The sequence below is a fragment of the Arthrobacter sp. 4R501 genome (genome assembly GCF_002929755.1).
Taxonomy (GTDB): domain Bacteria; phylum Actinomycetota; class Actinomycetes; order Actinomycetales; family Micrococcaceae; genus Arthrobacter.
Genome location: NZ_PJIW01000018.1, coordinates 85829 through 105843 on the forward strand (window position 1 = coordinate 85829; position 20015 = coordinate 105843).

Here is a 20015-nt window from a genome sequence, read left to right on the forward strand (position 1 = left end):
GCGGACCGAGACAGGAGAAATGTGGCCAAGGTCCGCGTACACGAGCTTGCTAAAGAGCTCGGTATTACTTCCAAAGATGCAGTAACCAAACTGCAGGAACTGGGCGAATTCGTTCGCTCCGCCTCTTCAACCATTGAGGCCCCGGTAGTGCGGAAACTCCGCAACGCCTACCCCGACGCAGCTGCCAAGACCGCAGCTCCGGCAGCCGCGCCCAAGGCGCCTGCCCCGTCGGCCGACACACGACCCGCAGCACCTGCTCCGGGCCCCGCAGCTCCCTCAGCCCCGGCGGCACCAGCTGCTGCGGCTCCGGCTGCACCCGCTGCCGTTTCCGCAGCTCCGGCAGCACCTGCCGCAGCACCGGTTGCGTCAGCCCCGGCCGCAAGCGCACCGTCCACCGGCGCCAAGCCCGGTGCCCGTCCGGCACCGAAGGCTGAAGCCCCGGTCGCACCGACCCGCTCTGGCGGATCAACACAGGGTGGTTCGCAGGGCGGCTCCGCACCGCGTCCCGGCGGTCCCCGTCCGGGCAACAACCCGTTCGCCACGTCCCAGGGCATGCCCCGCGGCCGCGGTGGCGACGGAGAGCGTGCTCCCCGTCCGGGTAACAACCCGTTCGCTCCTTCGCAGGGCATGCCCCGCGCCGGTGGCCGTCCCGACGGCGACCGTCCCGGTGGTCCGCGCCCCGCAGCCGGTGCAGGCGGCCCCCGTCCCGGTGGTCCGCGTCCCGCAGCCGGTGCCGGTGGCCCCCGTCCGGGTGGTCCGCGTCCCGCAGCAGGCGCCGGCGGCGCTGGTGGTCCGCGTTCCGCGGGTGCTGGTGGAAACCGTCCTACTCCGGGCATGATGCCCAACCGCACTGAGCGTCCCGCACCCGCTGGTGCAGGCCGTCCCGGTGGCGGTGCCCGTGGTCCCGGACGTCCGGGTGGCGCTCCAGGCACCGGGGGCGCACCGGGTGCCGGTGGCGGCGCTCCGGCCGGCGGTGGCTTCGGCAAGGGTGGCCGCGGTCGCGGTGGCACCCAGGGTGCTTTCGGTAAGGGCGGCGCAGGCCGCGGCAAGCAGCGCAAGTCGAAGCGTGCCAAGCGCCAGGAACTCGAGCAGATGAGTGCTCCGTCGCTGGGTGGCGTGAGCGTACCCCGCGGCGACGGCAACACCGTAGTCCGGCTTCGCCGTGGCTCGTCCATTACGGACTTTGCCGACAAGATCGAGGCAAACCCCGCAGCACTGGTGACGGTCCTCTTCCACCTCGGCGAAATGGCCACGGCCACGCAGTCGCTGGATGAGGAAACCTTCGCACTGCTCGGCGAGGAGCTTGGCTACAAGCTCCAGGTTGTGTCGCCGGAGGACGAGGAGCGCGAGCTGCTCTCCGGCTTCGACATCGACTTCGAAGCAGAACTCGAAGCCGAAGGCGACGAAGACCTTGAGGCACGTCCTCCGGTTGTCACCGTTATGGGCCACGTTGACCACGGTAAAACCCGCCTGCTCGATGCCATCCGCAAGTCCGACGTTATGGCGGGCGAGCACGGCGGCATCACGCAGCACATCGGTGCTTACCAGGTCACGCACACCCACGAAGACATCGATCGTAAGATCACCTTCATCGATACTCCGGGCCACGAAGCGTTCACCGCCATGCGTGCCCGTGGTGCGAAGGTCACCGACATCGCCATCCTGGTGGTCGCAGCGGACGACGGCGTAATGCCGCAGACCGTTGAGGCACTCAACCACGCGCAGGCAGCAAATGTGCCGATCGTGGTGGCTGTGAACAAGATCGATAAGGAAGGCGCCAACCCGGAGAAGGTCCGCGGCCAGCTGACCGAGTACGGCCTGGTTCCCGAAGAATACGGTGGCGACACCATGTTCGTGGAGGTCTCTGCCCGCCAGAACCTCAACATTGACGAGCTGCTCGAGGCTGTCCTGCTCACCGCGGACGCTGCCCTGGACATGCGCGCCAACCCGAACAAGGACGCCCGCGGTATCGCGATCGAAGCCAACCTGGACAAGGGCCGCGGTTCCGTGGCCACCGTCCTGGTGCAGTCCGGCACCCTGCGTGTCGGTGACACGATCGTGGCCGGTACGGCTCACGGCCGCGTCCGCGCCATGTTCGACGACGACGGCAGTGTCCTGACCGAGGCCGGCCCGTCCCGCCCCGTGCAGGTTCTGGGTCTGTCCAACGTGCCGCGCGCCGGCGACACCTTCTTTGTGACCGCTGACGAGCGCACCGCCCGCCAGATCGCCGAGAAGCGTGAAGCAGCCGACCGCAACGCCGCCCTCGCCAAGCGCCGCAAGCGCATCAGCCTGGAAGACTTCGACCAGGCCGTGGCCGACGGCAAGATCGACACCCTCAACCTCATCCTCAAGGGTGACGTGTCCGGTGCCGTGGAAGCCCTGGAAGACGCACTGCTCAAGATCGACGTCGGCGAAGGCGTGCAGCTGCGCGTCATCCACCGCGGCGTTGGTGCCATCACGCAGAACGACGTCAACCTGGCAACGGTCGACAGCGCCGTTATCATCGGCTTCAACGTCAAGCCTGCCGAGCGGGTTGCTGAACTGGCAGACCGCGAAGGCGTGGACATGCGCTTCTACTCCGTCATCTACGCAGCAATCGATGACATCGAGATGGCCCTCAAGGGCATGCTCAAGCCGGAGTACGAAGAGGTCCAGCTGGGCACCGCCGAGGTCCGCGAAGTCTTCCGCTCTTCCAAGTTCGGAAACATCGCCGGTTCCATCGTTCGCTCGGGCATCATCCGACGCAACACGAAGGCCCGCATCAGCCGCGACGGCAAGATCATCGGTGAGAACCTCACCGTTGAGACGCTCAAGCGCTTCAAGGACGACGCCACGGAGGTCCGCACGGACTTCGAGTGTGGTATCGGTCTTGGTTCGTTCAACGACATCACCGAGGGCGACATCATCGAAACCTTCGAGATGCGCGAAAAGCCGCGCGTCTAAGTCGTTCTAGTTCCACAGGGTCGGGGTCGTTGGGTTTTCCCGGCGGCCCCGCCCCTTCGCCGGACGGTTTTCGATCTTCGATCGCAAACCGTCCGGCTCCGATAGCGGTGTCAGCCTTCCCAATGCTCGCAAGCTCGCATCGGGACCCTCGGCTACCACCTTGGATGCCACCCAGGCTGCCGGAAAACCCAGCGGGAGTCCATCGTAGACTCGCCTTTAGTGCGTGGCAGATAACTGAAGCGTGCGACGCAGCCCAAGTGGCCGACGTCGTACATCCCAAATTTTTAGGAGTGGAAATGGCTGATCCCGCACGGGCTGCCAAGTTGGCGCAGCGGATTAAGGTTGTTGTTGCTGAGGCCTTGGGCCGGAAGGTTAAGGATCCTCGGCTGGAGGGCATTACTGTTACCGATGCCCGGGTGACCAATGATCTGCAGCATGCCACGATCTACTACACAGTTTTCGGCGACCAGGCTGTGCAGGCCGATGCTGCCAAAGGCCTGGAGAAGGCCAAGGGTGTGCTCCGCCAGGAGGTGGGGCGCAACGTGACTGTCCGCCTGACGCCGACGCTGGAATTTGTGGCGGACCAGATCCCCGTCGTTGCCTCAAACCTGGAGGACCTGCTCCGGGCCGCCAAGAAGCGCGACGCCGAGGTGGCTGCGCTGGCAGAAAACGCCAAGCACGCCGGCGAGGCCGATCCGTACAAGAGCGACATTCCCGCCGATGTGGAGATCGATGAGGACGACTTCGACGAAGAAGATATTGACCTCACCGACGACGAAGACCTCGACGAAGACGCCAACAAGTAGCTTCACGCGAAGAAGGCCCGAACCCGAAGTTGGGGTCCGGGTCTTTTTCGTCTGCGGGATGTTTCCTGAGTTTCCTACTGGATACTGGCCTTGAGGACCGTTCCAGCGGTGAGGTCAGCGAAGCTGAAGCCGGCTGTGGCATAGAGGGTTTTCCCTCTCAGTTCCACCGCGGCAGGACCGTCGACGGCCAGGAACTGTGACTGTTCGCGGGTCCAGGCGTCGATCCTGACGATCTCATTGCCGAACATCGACGCTGCGTAGACGTCCCCACTGCCGGATACGGCGATGCCCGTGGGGCTCAGGATCTCATCGGCCCACAGGTGGATCGCCCCCGTCCATGGATTGACCCGGAAAATGGCGCCGCGGTGGCCCAGGGAAGGATCCTCCGGACCGCCCGGCAGCGACGAGACGTACAGCCAGCCGTCGGGGCCGATCTCTACATCGGTGGGCACCGGTTCAAATGCGTAGTCGTGTCCGACAACGCAGGACGGGAAGCCAACAGCCGCGGCAGCCTCTGCAGTGGCTTCCGCCGGACGCGGAGGCAGGACCGCGAGGGTGGAAGTCTCCCCGGTGGCGGCGTTGACCTTGAGGATGGCATTCATCCCGGCGTCGGCCACGAAGACGGTATTGCCGTGAACCGCTGTGGCATAGGGGTGTGAGTCGACCGCCCCGGAGTATTGTGCCGGCGGGAACGGCGCCGTAATTTGGGCCAGGCACTCGTCGGTCACGTCGGACCCGAAGCCATAGTCCTGGAATCCGTCCGGGTTGTTCTGACGCTCGTAGGTCGCGAGGTCCACAATGGTCCTGACCTGCCCGCGCCTGTCAATTGACTTCAAATAGCCGGCCAGCGCTGTGGGATCTCCGCCGCCTCCCCCGACGCTTTCGACGAAAAACGTGGTCGCGCCCCGTGTCTCAACACCGCCAACGTCCCAGCCCGCATTCGTGTAAACGTTTGTCGTTTGCCCGTCATCCTCGACGCGGTCCAGCGTGCCCGCAAAGTTCTGCGTGACGAGGACGCTCTTGCCAGGACCCAAGGCCAGGCTCAACGGCGTCATCAGGTGCTCCGCCAGGGTTTCGGGACCGGACGGTTTCTGCGTAGCCGTGGCGGGCGCGACGGGGATGATCATCGCCGCTGCTGCCAGGCACGCGACGATCGGAAACTTCTTGTTCATTGGATCCTCCGGAGTTGACGTGCACCCCGTCGCCGGGGCCTGGCCTGAGACCAAGTCAAAGCGATCCGAACTGCCCCCCGGCGCTAGGTTAGTCCCGCGAAAGCAATGACGTCGACAGCATTGCCCCCTAATGTGCCCCCTATTTTGAACCGAAAACCTGGGTCATGGCTAGGATCTAGTTATGACGCAGGCGAGCGACAACCACGAGGCCACCCGATACCTGGAACAGGCCATTGAGCTGGCTGTCCGGAACGTCTCCGACGGCGGCGGGCCGTTCGGTGCGCTGGTGGTGACCCCGGATGGCCGGGTCCATGAAGGCACCAACCGGGTCACCCGGGACAACGACCCCACCGCGCATGCCGAAGTGGTGGCAATCCGCACTGCGGCGGCCGCAGGCGCCACGTTCGACCTGAGCGGCGCCGTGCTCTACGCCAGCTGCGAGCCGTGCCCGCTGTGCTTGTCAGCCGCGCTGTGGGCGCGGATTGATCGCGTCTATTTTGCGGCCGACCGCCATGGTGCAACCGCGGCCGGTTTCGACGACGCCGTGTTCTACGAGTATTTCAACGGCACCCGTCCGGAACTTCTGCCTGTCGCCCATACCGCCATTCCGGCGTCGGACGCTCCGTTTGACGCGTGGCGTAGCAACGCGACGCGAAAGAGATACTGAGCCGCTCCTTATGGAAACTGGACTGATCAAATGCCCGACCTGTGGAAAGACCAATCGCGTCCCGGCCGCAGCGTCCGGCCGGCCGCGGTGCGGAAACTGCAAGAAGGGCCTTCCCTGGATTACAGCCGCTGCGGACGATGACTTCGCGGTGGTGGCTGAGCAGTCGCCGGTTCCCGTGCTGGTTGACTTCTGGGCAGAATGGTGTGGCCCGTGTCGGATGGTGAGTCCGGTTCTGGACACGTTGGCCACTGAACGGGCCGGCCGGATCAAGCTGGTCAAGGTTGACGTTGACCAGTCCCCGCGACTATCCAGCCGGTTCGATATCCAGGCCATCCCCACATTGATGATCATCGACGGCGGAAGGGTACTGGCCAGACAGGCCGGGGCGGCACCTGCTGCGGTTTTACGGTCCTGGGTGGACGGGGTGCTGGGCGCCAGCCACGCCTAGGCTTCCGGGATTACCCGACCCGCTTCGGCAGCCTGCCGATACCCTCCACCAAGTCGTTGCGGGTACCGCACAGCGCGATCCGTACCCAACCCTCGCCGATCGAGCCAAAGGCAGTTCCCGGCGCAAGCGCAACGCCGGAATCGGCCAGGAACCTGCGGACCCAGCTGCGGACGTCCCCGTCGCTGACATGGGAGACGTTGGCCCACAGATAAAAGGCTCCCTGTGCACTCAGGTACGGGATTCCCTTGGCCTCCAGTACTGCTGAGGCCGCGTCCCGGTTGGCCCGGTAGTGGTCATGGGCGTGTCGGACGTAGTCCTGCGGGCCTGTCAGTGCCGCGAGCGCTGCATACTGCGACGGCGAGGCAACGCAGGAGACAATCGCTTCCATCACGTTGTTCATCTTCTGCTCCAGCCCCGGCGGACAAACCAGGGCGCCGATCCTCAGGCCGGTGAGGCCGTACGTCTTCGAGAGAGTCAGCGACGTGAACACGCGAGCCTCGCCGGGCACGCCGCTGTCGAACCGGGCCGGGCTGACGTGGGGAACGTCGTAAGTGAAGGCCTCGTAGCATTCGTCGGAAATGATCCAGAGATCGCGCTTGCGGGCCAGGTCCACAAGTTGCCGGGTCAGGTCCTCGCCGAGGACGGCGCCCAGCGGGTTGGACGGGGAATTCAGGATGAGCACCCGGGTCCGGTCCGTGATGAGCGCTTCAATGTCCTGGATCCGCGGCTGGAAGTCATGCTCGGGATACAGCGGGTAGCCCACCGGCACGGCATTAAGGAGCCGGCTGGTCATGGCGAACGTGGGGTAGCCGGGGTTCGGGATCAGGATCTCGTCGCCGGGGGAGAGCAGGAGGCTCATGGCGAAGTGCAGGCCCTGTTGCGCTCCGTCCACCACGTAGACGCGCTCGGCACCGAGGCTGGTGTTGAGTCCGGCGCGTTCACGGAACCGGGTGGCGAACGCTTCACGGAGGGCCGGGATGCCGGCGTTGGGGGTGTAGTTCGTTTCGTCCCGGTCGAGGCACGCCATGCCGGCTTCCAGGATGTGGCGGGGGAGCGCGAAGCCCGGCTCGCCGATGCTCAGGACGATGGCCCCGGGAGTATGCCAGGCGGCCTCGGTGATTTCGCGGATCTGGTTGACGGGGACGTCGCGCGCGTGCGCCGCAAGCTCAGGCATGGATGCCATCCTAGCCGCCACCCGCACACCTGGGCGGGGACCGTCGCCAGCGCCGATATACTGGGAAGCGTGCTTTCTGGACTGGTGATAGTGGACAAACCGCAGGGATGGACCAGCCATGATGTGGTTGGTCGGATGCGGCGTCTCGCCGGGACCCGGAAAGTGGGGCACGCCGGCACCCTTGATCCCATGGCTACCGGCGTCCTGGTGGTCGGCATCAACAAGGCCACCCGGCTCCTGACCTACATCGTGGGCACGTCCAAGACGTACACGGCAACCATCCGGCTGGGCCAGTCCACCATCACGGACGACGCCGAAGGTGACGTGATTGCCGCCGTCAGCGCCGCCGCCGTCGCCGATGAAGCAATTCACGACGGCGTCGCCGCCCTCACGGGTGAAATCCAGCAGGTGCCCAGCAGCGTCAGCGCCATTAAAGTCAACGGTGAACGCGCCTACGCCCGGGTCCGCTCCGGTGAAGAGGTAAAGCTCGCGGCGCGCCCGGTCACCATCCACCGTTTCGAAGTTCACGCCATCAACCGGGAAGCGGGCGGCGACGTCGTGGACATTGATGTCACCGTTGAGTGCTCATCCGGTACCTACATCCGCGCCCTCGCCCGTGACCTCGGCGACGGACTGAGAGTGGGCGGCCACCTGACCGCCCTCCGCCGGACCCACGTTGGCCCCTACTCGCTGGACCAGGCCCGGACGTTGGAACAGCTGGCCGAGGAGCTGAATGTCCTGGAGATGTCCCAGGCTGCCCGGGCACTGATGCCCAACCGCGAACTCACAGCCGAGGAGGCCACCGAGATTTCCTTCGGACGCCGGATCGCGGCGGGATCGGAAGCAGGAGATCCCGCGGCTGCCACCACCGAGCACCCCGCGGCAGCGTTCGCGCCGGACGGCAGCCTCGTGGCGCTCCTGGCGGACTCCGGAAACTTTGCCAAGCCTGTCCTGGTATTCGCGCCGGGCAACGGTGCTTCCGAAAAGACTGCGCCCCGGAATGCTGTGCCCGAGAATGTTGTGCCTGAAGATGCTGCGGGCGGGGACGCCTAGGCATGGACGCCTATTTCTACATCATCATGGTGGTCGGCGTGATCTCCAGCGGAATCTGCCTCGGTGCCGGCATCCTGAAAAAAGCCCCCAACGATCTCACCATCCTGTCCGTTGCCGCCGTCGAGCTGGCACTGTTGGTTTACCTGGTGGGTTCGATCGTGCGGGTGATCGCGGGCGAACCGATTGCTGGGGAAGCCTGGGAATTCTGGGGATACCTGGCCACGGCGATGCTCCTGCCGCCGGCAGCCGTGTACTGGTCCATCCTGGAACGGACCCGCTGGAGCAACTTTGTCCTCGCCGCCGTCGGTGTCACGGCCTTGGTGATGGCCGCCCGCATGAACCAGATCTGGTACTGAAATGGAAGAAGCACGCAACGTGAAAGCACCTCGTTCCGAAGCCGCCCGGGCCAAGGCAGATGCCAAGGCCGGCGTCAAGGACACTCGGAACACCGGCCCCGGACGCCTGCTCATCGCCGTCTATGCAGTGTTTGCCATTTCGGCCACCGCACGCGCCGGTTACCAGATCCTGACCAAGTTCTCCGAAGCCCCGCTCGCCTACCTGCTTTCCGCGTTCGCGGCGCTGGTCTACGTGGTGGCAACGGTGTCCCTGGCCAAGCCCGGCCGCACCTGGTTCAAGATCTCGCTGGCCGCCGTCCTGGTGGAGCTCGTCGGAGTGCTGGTGGTGGGGGCGTTGAGTGTGTTTGATTCTGTGGCGTTCCCGCATGAGACCGTCTGGTCCCTTTTTGGCCGGGGGTACGCGTTTATTCCGCTGCTGCTGCCTGTCCTGGGACTGGTGTGGCTGTACCGGCGCCGGCCGAACCAACGGTAGACCGCACCAGCAGCAAACAGCACCAGCGATCGGCCGCCGCGGTCGGGCCTCCGGACACGTCCGCGCGTGCCCTCCGTTTGGCCCGGCGCCGTCCGGCAGCAGTACTGAATGCGGGTAATCTTAGAGAGTTCCGGCGCCGGTGCGTTCGGAGAGATGTCAGTTTTAGGCAGTAAAAGGCGAGGGTGATGGTCTACATCTGGAACGATCCGTCCGAGGTCCCGGCGGACTTTGGTCCCTCCGTTGTCACTTTTGGCAACTTCGACGGCGTCCATCGCGGGCACCAGCAAGTGCTTTCCGAGCTAATCCGCTCGGCCCGCTTCAACGGGACGAAGGCCGTTGCCGTCACCTTTGACCCGCACCCGGCCCTGATCCACCGCCCGGAGTCCGCGCCCGAAATGATCATGGGCCTGCAGGACAAACTGGTGGCGCTGGGGGAGCTGGGCCTGGATGCCATTTTGGTGATGAAGTACTCGCTGAACCTGGCCAGCCTCACCCCTGAGGAATTTGTGGGCCAGGTCCTGGTGGACAGCCTGCACGCCAGCCACGTGGTGATCGGACACGATTCCCGGTTCGGCCGCGGCAACTCCGGTGACCTTGACACCATGAAGCAACTCGGCGAAAAGTTCGACTTCGACGTCCAGGTCATCAGCGAATTCGGTTCGGAAGGCTACCCGCTGCATGACGACGACGGCACCGACCGCCGCTGCTCCTCCACCTGGGTGCGTGAAGCATTGCAGGAAGGCGACGTCGCCACCGCCGCCGCGGTGCTGGGACGACCACACCGTATGCGCGGCGAGGTTGTCCACGGTGCTGCCCGCGGCCGCGTACTCGGGTTCCCCACCGCAAACCTTGCCCACGAGGCCACCGGGTTCATCCCCGCGGACGGCATCTACGCCGGCTGGCTGGTGGACCAGGCCGGCACTCGCTGGCCGGCGGCCATCTCGGTGGGGTCCAATCCCACGTTCGACGGCGTCAGCCGTCAGGTCGAAGCCCATGTGATTGACCGTCCGCACGAGGCCGTGGAGGATTTCGATCTGTACGGCCAGACAGTAGTGGTCGAATTTGTGGCCAGGCTCCGCGGCATGGTGGCATACCGTGGGCCGGAGGCGCTTGTTGACCAGATGCGTCTGGACGTTATTCAGGCCCACGATCTCCTGGTGCGGCGCTGACCCGGTCCCACCCGCACCAAACACCCAGAGAGGCAGCACCGTGGCCGTCGAGAAGAACACCCGCAAACTGGACAAAGGCATAGTCCGCGATTTCAGTTCCCGGATGAGCTACGCGTCCTACCTCCAGCTGCCCACCCTGCTCAGTGCACAGCGACCTGTCAGCACGCCCGAACACCACGACGAGCTGCTGTTCATCATCCAGCACCAGACCACCGAGCTGTGGCTGAAGCTGGTGCTGCACGAGCTCCGCAGCGCCGCGGCGTGGCTGCGCGCAGACGATCTCGGCTCCGCGCTCAAGGGCATCGCCCGGGTCAAGCACATCCAAAAAACCCTGACGGAGCAATGGTCCGTCCTGGCCACGCTGACGCCCACGGAGTACTCACAGTTCCGCGGGTTCCTGGGCAACTCCTCCGGATTCCAGTCCAGCCAATACCGGGCCGTGGAGTTTATCCTCGGCAACAAAAACCGCAAAATGCTGCCGGTCTTCGAATCTGACCCGGAAGCGCACGCCATGCTGGAGGACGTGCTTAAGGCGCCCAGCATCTACGACGAGTTCCTTGCCTACCTGGCCCGGCAGGGCTTCGACGTGCCACAGTCCGTCCTGGAGCGGGACGTCACCCGTGCCCACGAGTTCTGCCCTGAGCTGGTGCCGCTGTTCAAGCACATCTACGAAAACGCCGGCGCTAACTGGGGTGCCTACGAGGCGTGCGAGGAACTGGTGGACCTAGAGGATAATTTCCAGCTCTGGCGGTTCCGGCACCTGCGAACCGTCCAGCGGACCATCGGGATGAAATCGGGAACCGGGGGATCCAGCGGCGCTGCCTTCCTGCAAAAGGCCCTTGAGCTCACCTTCTTCCCGGAACTGTTCGCGGTACGGACGGAGATCGGCCAGTGAGCAGCGCAATGGACGCGAACATGGAGAATCACGACGCCGCCGACCTCCTTGAGCAGGCCGCGCAACTGGATGCAGGCGACCCGTTGGCGCGCTACCGCGGCCTCTTCATCGGGACGGACACGGACCTTTCCTACCTCGACGGCAATTCCCTGGGCCGCCCGCTGAAGCGGACGCAACGGGACATCAGCACCTTTATCGGGGAAGGCTGGGGCGGCCGGCTCATCCGTGGCTGGGATGAGGAATGGCTGGACCTGCCCCAGACCATCGGCGATCAGCTGGGCCGCGCTGTCCTCGGCGCAGCCCCGGGCCAGACCGTCATCGCCGACTCCACCACGGTGGTGCTCTACAAACTGATCCGCGCCGCGCTGGCCACCGTGGCTGACCCCGCCCGCACAGAGATCGTCCTGGACACGGATAACTTCCCCACGGACCGCTACCTGGTCGAGGGTATCGCCCGCGAGGAGGGACTCACCCTGCGGTGGATCGAAGCCGATCCTGCGTCCGGGGTCACCGTCGAACAGGTGCGGGACGCAACCGGCCCGGCCACCGCCGTCGTACTTTTGAGCCACGTGGCCTACCGCTCAGGCTTCCTGGCCGACCTTCCGGGCATCACGGAAGTTGCACACAGCGCGGGGGCGCTGGTGGTCTGGGACCTGTGCCACTCCGCCGGCTCGGTGGAGCTGGACCTGGACGGGGCAGACGTGGATTTTGCCGCGGGCTGCACCTACAAGTACCTCAACGGGGGACCGGGCTCGCCGGCGTTCGCCTACATCAACCGCCGGCACCTGCCCGGACTGCAGCAGCCGATCTGGGGCTGGATGGGACGCAAGGACGCGTTCGAGATGGCAGCGGGCTACGAGCCGGCGCCCGGGATCCGGAGTTTCCTCAGCGGAACGCCGGCCATCTTCGGGATGCTGGCCATGCGCGGAACCGTTGACCTCATCGAAGAGGCCGGCATGGCTGCCATCCGGGAGAAGTCCCTGAAACTCACCGCCTACGCCGTGCAGCTGTATGAGGCATGGCTGGAGCCGGCGGGGGTGGAGCTGGCATCGCCGCGCGATCCGGAGCTCCGCGGGAGCCACATCACCCTGGATCATCCGGCGTTCCGGAACGTGACGGCGGCGCTGTGGGAACAGGACGTCATCCCGGACTTCCGCGCGCCACACGGGATCCGCGTGGGGCTGTCGCCCTTGAGCACCAGCTTCGCTGAGCTGTTCCGGGGGATGGCCGCCATTCGGGATCAGCTGCGCCGCTGAGCCGCCACGTTTTGCTGACGGCTTTTGGTGACGGCATTTGGTGACGGGGCTTGGCGACGGCGGGGGCTGTTTCGACAAGATTGCGGCGGGGCCGGTAAACTAAGGGTTGGTTCCGGCTGCAGTCCGTGGCGGCTGGTTCCTGCCATGTGTGGAAAGACCCTGGTTTCCGGGGGATTCCCGCGCGGGCAGACCCGGCAGTGAAGTACTGATTCGGGCCTCACGGCACATCTCTAGGAGTTATTGTGGCACTTGAAGCCGCTGTAAAGCAGTCCATCATCCAGGATTTCGCAACGTCCGAGGGCGACACCGGTTCGCCGGAGGTCCAGGTTGCAGTCCTGACTCAGCGGATCAAGGATCTGACTGAGCACATGAAGGTGCACAAGCACGATTACCACACCCAGCGCGGTCTGCTGGCCATGGTTGGTCGTCGCAAGCGTATGCTCACCTACCTCAAGAACACTGACATCACCCGCTACCGTGCGCTCATCGAGCGTCTCGGCCTGCGCCGCTAGTCAGCTTTAAGGGGCGGCCCCTTCCGTGACGGAAAGGGCCGCCCTTCTTCAGACGAAAATTAAACAGGAGGATCAACCGCATCACGCATTCGCGGTCCTCGGTAGTGATCCCCGGGAACGGCTTCGAAGAATGTAGCCCTCGGCCCGTGGGTCTCGATCGATGACCGGGTGCAGTGCAGGCCAGTAGACAGATGCTGGGCTGGGTTGATGCGGCTGGGCTCCGTGAAACAAGAAACGGAGGTGACTCTCTTGGAGGGTCCCGAAATCCAGTTCTCAGAAGCAGTCATTGATAACGGCCGCTTTGGCAAGCGTGTAATCCGCTTTGAAACCGGCCGTCTTGCCAAGCAGGCAGCCGGCGCAGCCATGGTGTACATCGACGAAGACACCGCGCTGCTGTCCGCCACCACCGCAGGCAAGCACCCGCGCGAAGGCTTCGACTTCTTCCCGCTGACGGTTGACGTTGAAGAGCGCATGTACGCCGCCGGCCGTATCCCGGGCTCGTTCTTCCGCCGTGAAGGCCGCCCGTCCACCGAGGCCATCCTGGCCTGCCGCCTCATGGACCGCCCGCTGCGTCCGGCCTTCGTCAAGGGCCTGCGCAACGAGGTCCAGATCGTGGTGACCGTCCTGGCCATCAACCCTGACGAGCTCTACGACGTGGTGGCCATCAACGCCTCCTCCATGTCCACCCAGCTCTCCGGCCTGCCGTTCTCCGGCCCGATCGGCGGCGTCCGCGTTGCTCTGATCGCGGACGAGCACGGTTCGCAGTGGGTTGCGTTCCCGAAGCACTCCCAGCTCGAGAACGCCGTCTTCAACATGGTCGTTGCCGGCCGCGTCAAGAACGACGACGTCGCCATCATGATGGTCGAAGCCGAAGCAACCGACAACTCCTGGAACCTCATCAAGGAACAGGGCGCCACCGCTCCCACCGAAGAGGTTGTCTCCGAGGGCCTCGAGGCTGCCAAGCCGTTCATCAAGGCACTCTGCGAGGCCCAGGCTGACCTGGCCGCACGCGCTGCCAAGCCCACCGTTGAGTTCCCGGTCTTCCTGGACTACCAGGATGACGTCTACGCCGCTGTTGAGTCAGCTGCCGCTGAAAAGCTGGCCGCTGTCTTCCAGATCGCTGACAAGCAGGAACGCGACGTTGCAACGGATGCGCTCAAGGACGAAGTCACTTCTTCCCTGGCCGGCCAGTTCGAAGGCCGCGACAAGGAGCTGTCCGCAGCATTCCGCTCCGTCACCAAGCAGGTCGTGCGCCAGCGCATCCTCAAGGACCAGATCCGCATCGACGGCCGTGGCCTGACGGACATCCGCCAGCTCACCGCCGAGGTTGAGGTTCTGCCCCGCGTGCACGGCTCGGCAATCTTCGAGCGCGGCGAAACCCAGATCATGGGTGTCACCACGCTGAACATGCTCAAGATGGAACAGCAGATCGATTCGCTGTCGCCCGTCACGCGCAAGCGCTACATGCACAACTACAACTTCCCGCCGTACTCCACCGGTGAGACCGGCCGCGTGGGTTCGCCCAAGCGCCGCGAAATCGGCCACGGTGCCCTCGCAGAGCGCGCCATCATGCCGGTGCTGCCGTCCCGCGAGGAATTCCCCTACGCGATCCGCCAGGTGTCTGAGGCTCTCAGCTCCAACGGTTCGACGTCGATGGGTTCCGTCTGCGCTTCGACGCTGTCCCTGCTCAATGCAGGTGTGCCGCTGAAGGCAGCTGTTGCTGGTATCGCCATGGGCCTGGTCTCCGACCAGGTTGACGGCCAGACCCGCTACGCAGCCCTGACCGATATCCTCGGTGCCGAAGATGCCTTCGGCGACATGGACTTCAAGGTTGCCGGCACCGCCGAATTCGTTACGGCCATCCAGCTGGACACGAAGCTCGACGGCATCCCCGCTTCCGTGCTGGCAGCAGCACTGAAGCAGGCCCGCGAAGCCCGCCTGCACATCCTGGACGTCCTGAACTCCGCGATCGACACCCCGGATGAGCTCTCCGAGTTCGCGCCGCGCGTCATCGCGGTCAAGATCCCGGTTGACAAGATCGGCGAGGTCATTGGGCCCAAGGGCAAAATGATCAACCAGATCCAGGAAGACACCGGCGCGGACATCTCCATCGAGGACGACGGCACGGTCTACATTGGCGCCACAAACGGTCCGTCTGCTGACGCAGCACGTTCCGCGATCAACGCCATTGCCAACCCGCAGATCCCGGAAATTGGCGAGCGTTACCTGGGTACGGTCGTTAAGACCACCACCTTCGGTGCCTTCATTTCCCTGACTCCGGGCAAGGACGGCCTGCTGCACATCTCGGAGCTGCGCAAGCTGGCCAACGGCAAGCGCGTGGACAACGTTGATGACGTGGTTTCCGTCGGCCAGAAGATCCAGGTGGAAATCACCAAGATCGATGACCGTGGAAAGCTGTCGCTGTCCCCCGTAGTGGCTGAAGAAGAGGGCGTCGAGCTCGTTGACGCTTCCGCCCCAGAGGGCGCTGCCGAAGCGGAGTAGTCCACTGACGCGGAGTAGCATCCTGCTCCACACAGCATGAATCGGCGGGGCCGGTGGATGATCCACCGGCCCCGCCGCTGTTACGATGGCAGCCAGATCCGGCTGCCGCTCCTGAAAGGCTTCAATGACTGTTGTACCCCTGCCGCTTGAGCAGAACCAGCCCGGCGACACCCTGGTCCACGGCTCCGACGGCGGCTCCGTAGTCCGGCGTTCAGTGCTGCCGGGCGGCGTGCGGGTGCTCACCGAAGCGATGCCGGGCCAGCGTTCGGCGACCATCGGTTTCTGGGTGGGCGTCGGGTCACGCGATGAAGCCCCGGGCCAGCACGGCTCCACGCACTTCCTGGAGCACCTCCTGTTCAAAGGAACCAAGCGCCGCACCGCCCTGGAAATCGCCTCGGCCTTTGACGAGGTGGGCGGGGAGTCCAACGCCGCCACGGCCAAGGAGAGCACGTGCTATTTCGCGCGGGTGCTGGACACGGACCTGCCCATGGCCATCGACGTCATTGCCGACATGATCACCGGTGCCGTCCTGGATCCGGCCGAGATGGAGCAGGAGCGCGACGTCATCCTGGAGGAAATCGCCATGGACAGCGATGACCCCACGGACGTTGCGCATGAAAACTTTGTGGCTGCCGTCCTGGGCACCCACCCGCTGGGCCGCCCTATCGGCGGTACGCCCGCCGCGATCCGCGCCGTCGCCCGCGACTCCGTGTGGGAGCACTACCGCCGTTACTACCGCCCGGATGAGCTGGTCATCACCGCCGCCGGGGGCCTGGAGCACGACGTCGTCTGCAGCCTTGTGGTGGACGCCCTCCACACTGCCGGGTGGTCACTTGAGCCGGATGCCGCCCCTGTGGATCGCCGCTCCACCGAGCGGGCGGACATCACAGGCACAGCCGGGCTGCATGTGGTCAAGCGTGCGGTGGAACAGGCGAACATCATCATGGGCTGCCCCACGATTGTGGCCACCGATGAACGCCGCTACGTCATGAGCGTCCTCAACGCTGTCCTGGGCGGCGGGATGTCCTCGCGGCTGTTCCAGGAAATCCGCGAAAAGCGTGGCCTGGTGTACTCCACGTACTCCTTTGCCTCCTCCTACGCGGACGCCGGCTACTTCGGGATGTACGCAGGGTGCACTCCGTCCAAGGTCCGCCAGGTGCTGGACCTGCTGGGGCTGGAGCTGGACAAGCTTGCCGAAGGCGGGATCTCCGACGACGAACTGCGCAAGGCCGTGGGCCAGCTGTGCGGCGGAATTGTCCTGGCACTGGAGGACACAGGTTCCCGCATGTCCCGCCTGGGCCGCGCTGAACTCGTGTCCGGTGAATACCAGGACATCGACGAGACCCTGCGCCAGATCAAGGCGGTCACCGCGCAGGAGGTCCAGGAGCTTGCCAGGGAACTGGCAGCCGCCCCGCGGACTGTCACCGTGGTGGGTCCATTCGAGGAGACCGAAACCTTCGGTCTCTGACCGGCAGGCCTGCGCCCGCCATAATGAACCTATGAACTTTCCGCAGCCGGGCACGGTGCACGCCGTCCTGGAGAACTTCCTGGGACATTGGCGCGGCACCACCTGGCTGGACGCGTCGGCCTGGGGGCCCAAGCGCACGGCCTCGGCGGAAATCAGTTACACCAGGGCTGCCGGGGGCTACGCCGTCGTGCAAAGTTACAGACACACCGAAGCCGATGGCACGCACTTTGAAGGCCACGGCGTATTTACTGTCGACCGCGACCACAACGACATCCTCTGGTACCACGTGGACAGCATGGGCCAGCCGCCGGGAGCTCCGGCCCGCTGCACGTGGGTTGACGGTGTGTTGCGCGTCGAGCGCCACAGTGACCGGGGGACTGCCCGCCATAGTTTCCGTGTGGACAACGACGTGCTGATCCACACCGCCGAGTTGCGCCTCGGCGACGGCCAGGACTTTGTCCCGTTCATGACCTCCGAGTGCCGCCGCGTCTGACCCCATCCCGACTCTTCGTCTCACCTGCCGCGCGAACGGACACTTGGGGCACTGCACGTTTTGGCGCGAGAGGACAGTTAAGACCGCTGCTTCTGCGCGAACGGACACTTGGGGCCCGTGCAGAATTCCGACCGTCAGCCGGCTGATTCCAGAATCCTCGTCCGCGGTGCGCCGTTCAAGGCTGGTGCTGCGGACGGCGAATTCCACACCTTACTTTTCAGGTTCGCCAGCAACTTCTCAGCTTGGCCCCGTTCGTTGAAATCAAGTTCCACCACCACGTAGTGGGAATCATCCACAGGCTGGGAAATCCGGTGGCCGACGACTCCGGAGGCCGCGCGGTCCACCGGATCCCGGTCGAAGGCTTCTTTCCACATGCCAAAGTCCTTAATGCCATGTTCGATTTGCAGTGTGTACATTGCTGATTCTCCTTAGCTCATCGTGTTAGTTGATCGCACTTATTTGCCTCCGTGCTGTCCAACCCATGGCTCCTGTCCTGGGACAGCCTGCACGGGTCCGCTGGGTCGCGTACTGTCACGTTAACTGCCTGCCGATGTGGCCGGTATCCCAGAAATCTGGGGTTTTGGTAGACAACCCCGGTGCTGTCCACAGAGGGCATACTGGGGGAATGACCTCCGGCGGGCCCTGGAACAGGAGCCTTGAACGGATCCGGCTCATCGGCGACTCCGCCCCGGATCACCACGCGTTACGCACTGCCGTGCTCGCTGAGTTGGGCCGGGTGCTTCCGTTCAGTGCTTTCGTGTGGCCGCTCTCAGATCCGCTGACGGCGACGGGCATGTCGCCCATGGCCCGGATACCGTGCCCGGACGAGCTGCCGTTGCTGATCCGCCTCAAGTATCTGACGCCGGCAGGTCGGTGGACGCAGTTGGCGATCAGCCCGTCGCCGGTGACGACGCTGCTGCGCGAAACGGCCGGCGATCCATCACGGAGCCTCCTATGGGATGGCCTGATGAAGCGCTACGGAGTGACCGATGTCCTGTTCGCAGTGCTGGCGGACAAACACGGCTGCTGGGGTTGGCTTGACCTCTGGCGAACGGCGCAGGAAAGTCCCTTTACTGCCGACGAAGTGGGATACGTCGCTGCCGTGACGCGTGAGGTCATGCCCGCCCTTCGTCGTTCGATAGCCCGGCAATTTCTCCTGGAGGTGTCTGACGGACGCGACCCCGTAGGACACGAGGTGGTCCGTAAGCGGGCGTCAGCCGTCGGCGAACGTCCTGGGCCGGACTTGCCTCAGCATGCTGTGCTGACTCTGGATGCGGATATGGCGGTGGTGGGTGGAACCGCTTCGGTGGAGGAGTGGCTTGGATTGCTCCAGGCCGGCCCGCGTCCCTTTCAACGCGTACCGGCCGAGGTCCTCAACGTCGCTGCCCAGTTGCTGGCGCGTGAGGCGGGCGTGGATCGTCATCCTGCGTCCGCCCGCGTGTACATAGGGTCGGGCCAGTGGGCCCTCCTCCAGGCCAGCCGGATGGACTCCACCGGCACGGCGGCCATTCCGCCATTGGCCGTCACCATCCAGGCCTGCCCTCCGGCGGCGAGGTTTGATATGTTCGCCCGGAGCTTCGGGCTGACAACGCGCCAGCGGGAATTGTTTGAGCTTGCCGCCAGTGGCGCCGACACTAACGCCATGGCTGACGCCTTGGGGATCGGGGCCTATACCGTCCAGGATCAGTTCAAGCAGATTTTCGAGACATGCGGCGTCCATAGCCGAGCGACGTTGTTGGCCCTGGCGATGGGAACGGCCCAGTAACCGAAACGCGATTCACCTCCATTCAGCTTCATGCAGGTGGCAGGCTTGTGTCCAGGTCCAGGTCCAGGTCCAGGTCCAGGTCCAAGTCCAGCTCGAGTTCCAAGTCCAGGTCCGCGTCCAACACCGAACCGGTGGTGGTGCCGGCGCCGGGCATGGGGATGTTGGCTGGCCAGTGGGTTGGTTCCCAGTCGGGGTGTTCGCTTTGGTAGTGGCGTCCGGTGGGTGATATCCAGCTTGGTGGTTCATTCTTGGTGGCGGTGGTGGGTTTCCAACCGGTGATGTGTCTGAGTCTGTGGTGCTTGCGGCATGGCTGGCCGAGGTTACTGATCCCGGTGGTGCCGCCGTGGGCCCAGGCGAGGAGGTGGTCTGCTTCGTTGTCGAGGGAGTGGTTGCTGCAGCCGGGGAACGGGCATCTCCCGTCCCGTAGTCGTAGCCATTGGCGTTGGGCTTTGGTGAGCCGGTAGCTGGTCCGCCCGATCTCGAGGGGTGCGCCGTCGCGGGGATCGATCAGGACGCGGTGGAAGGATTCGGCGCCGTCGACGATGAGCTTCCGGGCCATGGACGGCGGGATCGGGCCGTACCCATCCAACATGGCCGGCTCGTCCGTGACACCCAGCAGCGAGAACACCGGGACGGTAACGAGGACCTGTGCCCGCGGTGACGGAACACGGTCATTCCCATTTGCATCCCCGGCCGCATTATCTGTGCCGCCGAGGAGCCAGGCGGCGACGGTGTCAGCGCGGAGCTGGCTGAGGTTCCGGTCCTCATGAGGCCCTTGGAGGGCACGGGCCGCAGAGGTGGTCCGGTTCCAGATCCCCGCGGCGGTGTCCGCCGGGAGGTAGGCGGAGAGCCAGGCCATGCCGT

Annotated in this window: 19 protein-coding genes; 15 read left to right on the top strand and 4 right to left on the bottom strand. The window is 64.9% G+C overall.

All coding sequences use genetic code 11. From position 1 onward, the window contains the following. The first annotated feature begins 21 nt into the window (after positions 1 to 21). On the top strand, positions 22 to 2943 hold the full coding sequence (gene infB / locus CXR02_RS17320) for a translation initiation factor IF-2 (RefSeq protein ID WP_104063110.1): 2922 nt from the start codon (positions 22 to 24) through the stop codon (positions 2941 to 2943). Positions 2944 to 3239: 296 nt separating this feature from the next. Beyond that, positions 3240 to 3749, top strand: a complete 510-nt coding sequence (rbfA, locus tag CXR02_RS17325) for a 30S ribosome-binding factor RbfA (protein WP_104063111.1) — start codon at positions 3240 to 3242, stop codon at positions 3747 to 3749. A 74-nt stretch (positions 3750 to 3823) separates the two neighbouring features. Here the strand turns inward: rbfA and CXR02_RS17330 are convergent, their stop codons facing one another. Next, positions 3824 to 4921 (bottom strand): ScyD/ScyE family protein, encoded by a 1098-nt coding sequence (locus CXR02_RS17330; RefSeq protein WP_104063112.1) that lies wholly within the window; start codon positions 4919 to 4921, stop codon positions 3824 to 3826. Positions 4922 to 5102: 181 nt separating this feature from the next. On the opposite strand from CXR02_RS17330, the gene CXR02_RS17335 reads away from it, so the two are divergent. Both CXR02_RS17335 and trxA read left to right on the top strand, forming a co-directional pair. Continuing rightward, complete coding sequence (locus CXR02_RS17335) at positions 5103 to 5588, top strand: nucleoside deaminase (RefSeq protein ID WP_104063113.1); 486 nt, start codon at positions 5103 to 5105, stop codon at positions 5586 to 5588. Between the two features lie 10 nt (positions 5589 to 5598). Further along, positions 5599 to 6036 carry a thioredoxin gene (trxA, locus tag CXR02_RS17340; protein WP_104063114.1) on the top strand — a complete coding sequence of 146 codons (438 nt, stop codon included), beginning with the start codon at positions 5599 to 5601 and terminating at the stop codon, positions 6034 to 6036. Between the two features lie 10 nt (positions 6037 to 6046). On the opposite strand, the gene CXR02_RS17345 is transcribed toward trxA, so the two are convergent. Then, positions 6047 to 7210, bottom strand: coding sequence for a pyridoxal phosphate-dependent aminotransferase (locus CXR02_RS17345; RefSeq protein ID WP_181037278.1), 1164 nt, complete (start codon positions 7208 to 7210; stop codon positions 6047 to 6049). Between the two features lie 69 nt (positions 7211 to 7279). Between CXR02_RS17345 and truB the strand changes: the two genes are divergently transcribed. The 10 genes from truB to CXR02_RS17395 all read left to right on the top strand — a co-directional run bounded on the left by truB (position 7280) and on the right by CXR02_RS17395 (position 17386). Beyond that, entirely contained in the window at positions 7280 to 8263 is a 984-nt protein-coding gene (truB, locus tag CXR02_RS17350) for a tRNA pseudouridine(55) synthase TruB (protein ID WP_181037279.1), read from the top strand. A 2-nt stretch (positions 8264 to 8265) separates the two neighbouring features. Next, positions 8266 to 8619, top strand: coding sequence for a hypothetical protein (locus tag CXR02_RS17355; protein ID WP_104063116.1), 354 nt, complete (start codon positions 8266 to 8268; stop codon positions 8617 to 8619). Between the two features lies 1 nt (position 8620). Beyond that, positions 8621 to 9091, top strand: a complete 471-nt coding sequence (locus tag CXR02_RS17360) for a hypothetical protein (protein ID WP_104063117.1) — start codon at positions 8621 to 8623, stop codon at positions 9089 to 9091. Between the two features lie 185 nt (positions 9092 to 9276). Then, positions 9277 to 10260 (top strand): bifunctional riboflavin kinase/FAD synthetase, encoded by a 984-nt coding sequence (locus CXR02_RS17365; protein ID WP_104063118.1) that lies wholly within the window; start codon positions 9277 to 9279, stop codon positions 10258 to 10260. Between the two features lie 40 nt (positions 10261 to 10300). After that, complete coding sequence (gene kynA, locus CXR02_RS17370; RefSeq protein WP_104063119.1) at positions 10301 to 11155, top strand: tryptophan 2,3-dioxygenase; 855 nt, start codon at positions 10301 to 10303, stop codon at positions 11153 to 11155. Positions 11156 to 11175: 20 nt separating this feature from the next. Beyond that, complete coding sequence (gene kynU / locus CXR02_RS17375) at positions 11176 to 12411, top strand: kynureninase (protein ID WP_219816443.1); 1236 nt, start codon at positions 11176 to 11178, stop codon at positions 12409 to 12411. A gap of 242 nt (positions 12412 to 12653) precedes the next feature. Further along, entirely contained in the window at positions 12654 to 12923 is a 270-nt protein-coding gene (gene rpsO, locus CXR02_RS17380; RefSeq protein ID WP_104063120.1) for a 30S ribosomal protein S15, read from the top strand. Between the two features lie 249 nt (positions 12924 to 13172). Next, entirely contained in the window at positions 13173 to 15425 is a 2253-nt protein-coding gene (locus tag CXR02_RS17385; RefSeq protein WP_104063132.1) for a polyribonucleotide nucleotidyltransferase, read from the top strand. A gap of 124 nt (positions 15426 to 15549) precedes the next feature. Further along, on the top strand, positions 15550 to 16893 hold the full coding sequence (locus CXR02_RS17390) for a pitrilysin family protein (protein ID WP_056348420.1): 1344 nt from the start codon (positions 15550 to 15552) through the stop codon (positions 16891 to 16893). A 31-nt stretch (positions 16894 to 16924) separates the two neighbouring features. Further along, the gene (locus CXR02_RS17395) at positions 16925 to 17386 is read left to right on the top strand and encodes a DUF1579 family protein (protein WP_104063121.1); all 462 of its coding nucleotides are present in this window, start codon (positions 16925 to 16927) and stop codon (positions 17384 to 17386) included. A 134-nt stretch (positions 17387 to 17520) separates the two neighbouring features. Here CXR02_RS17395 and CXR02_RS17400 read toward each other — a convergent pair whose 3' ends face one another. After that, positions 17521 to 17802, bottom strand: coding sequence for a hypothetical protein (locus tag CXR02_RS17400; protein WP_104063122.1), 282 nt, complete (start codon positions 17800 to 17802; stop codon positions 17521 to 17523). 209 nt (positions 17803 to 18011) lie between these two features. Here CXR02_RS17400 and CXR02_RS17405 point away from each other — a divergent pair, with 209 nt between their 5' ends. Continuing rightward, entirely contained in the window at positions 18012 to 19151 is a 1140-nt protein-coding gene (locus CXR02_RS17405) for a helix-turn-helix transcriptional regulator (protein WP_104063123.1), read from the top strand. Positions 19152 to 19179: 28 nt separating this feature from the next. On the opposite strand, the gene CXR02_RS17410 is transcribed toward CXR02_RS17405, so the two are convergent. Next, positions 19180 to 20015, bottom strand: an 836-nt coding sequence (locus tag CXR02_RS17410) for an HNH endonuclease signature motif containing protein (protein WP_146072562.1), incomplete at its 5' end; no start/stop codon positions are given.

Coding starts and splice junctions, on each gene's coding strand:
- kynU (WP_219816443.1), top strand. CDS start 11,176: ATGGAGAATCACGACGCCGCCGACCTCCTTGAGCAGGCCGCGCAACTG.
- CXR02_RS17365 (WP_104063118.1), top strand. CDS start 9,277: ATGGTCTACATCTGGAACGATCCGTCCGAGGTCCCGGCGGACTTTGGT.
- CXR02_RS17400 (WP_104063122.1), bottom strand. CDS start 17,802: ATGTACACACTGCAAATCGAACATGGCATTAAGGACTTTGGCATGTGG.
- CXR02_RS17345 (WP_181037278.1), bottom strand. CDS start 7,210: ATGCCTGAGCTTGCGGCGCACGCGCGCGACGTCCCCGTCAACCAGATC.
- CXR02_RS17355 (WP_104063116.1), top strand. CDS start 8,266: ATGGACGCCTATTTCTACATCATCATGGTGGTCGGCGTGATCTCCAGC.
- rbfA (WP_104063111.1), top strand. CDS start 3,240: ATGGCTGATCCCGCACGGGCTGCCAAGTTGGCGCAGCGGATTAAGGTT.
- CXR02_RS17360 (WP_104063117.1), top strand. CDS start 8,621: ATGGAAGAAGCACGCAACGTGAAAGCACCTCGTTCCGAAGCCGCCCGG.
- CXR02_RS17395 (WP_104063121.1), top strand. CDS start 16,925: ATGAACTTTCCGCAGCCGGGCACGGTGCACGCCGTCCTGGAGAACTTC.
- CXR02_RS17330 (WP_104063112.1), bottom strand. CDS start 4,921: ATGAACAAGAAGTTTCCGATCGTCGCGTGCCTGGCAGCAGCGGCGATG.
- CXR02_RS17390 (WP_056348420.1), top strand. CDS start 15,550: ATGACTGTTGTACCCCTGCCGCTTGAGCAGAACCAGCCCGGCGACACC.
- trxA (WP_104063114.1), top strand. CDS start 5,599: ATGGAAACTGGACTGATCAAATGCCCGACCTGTGGAAAGACCAATCGC.
- CXR02_RS17405 (WP_104063123.1), top strand. CDS start 18,012: ATGACCTCCGGCGGGCCCTGGAACAGGAGCCTTGAACGGATCCGGCTC.
- CXR02_RS17335 (WP_104063113.1), top strand. CDS start 5,103: ATGACGCAGGCGAGCGACAACCACGAGGCCACCCGATACCTGGAACAG.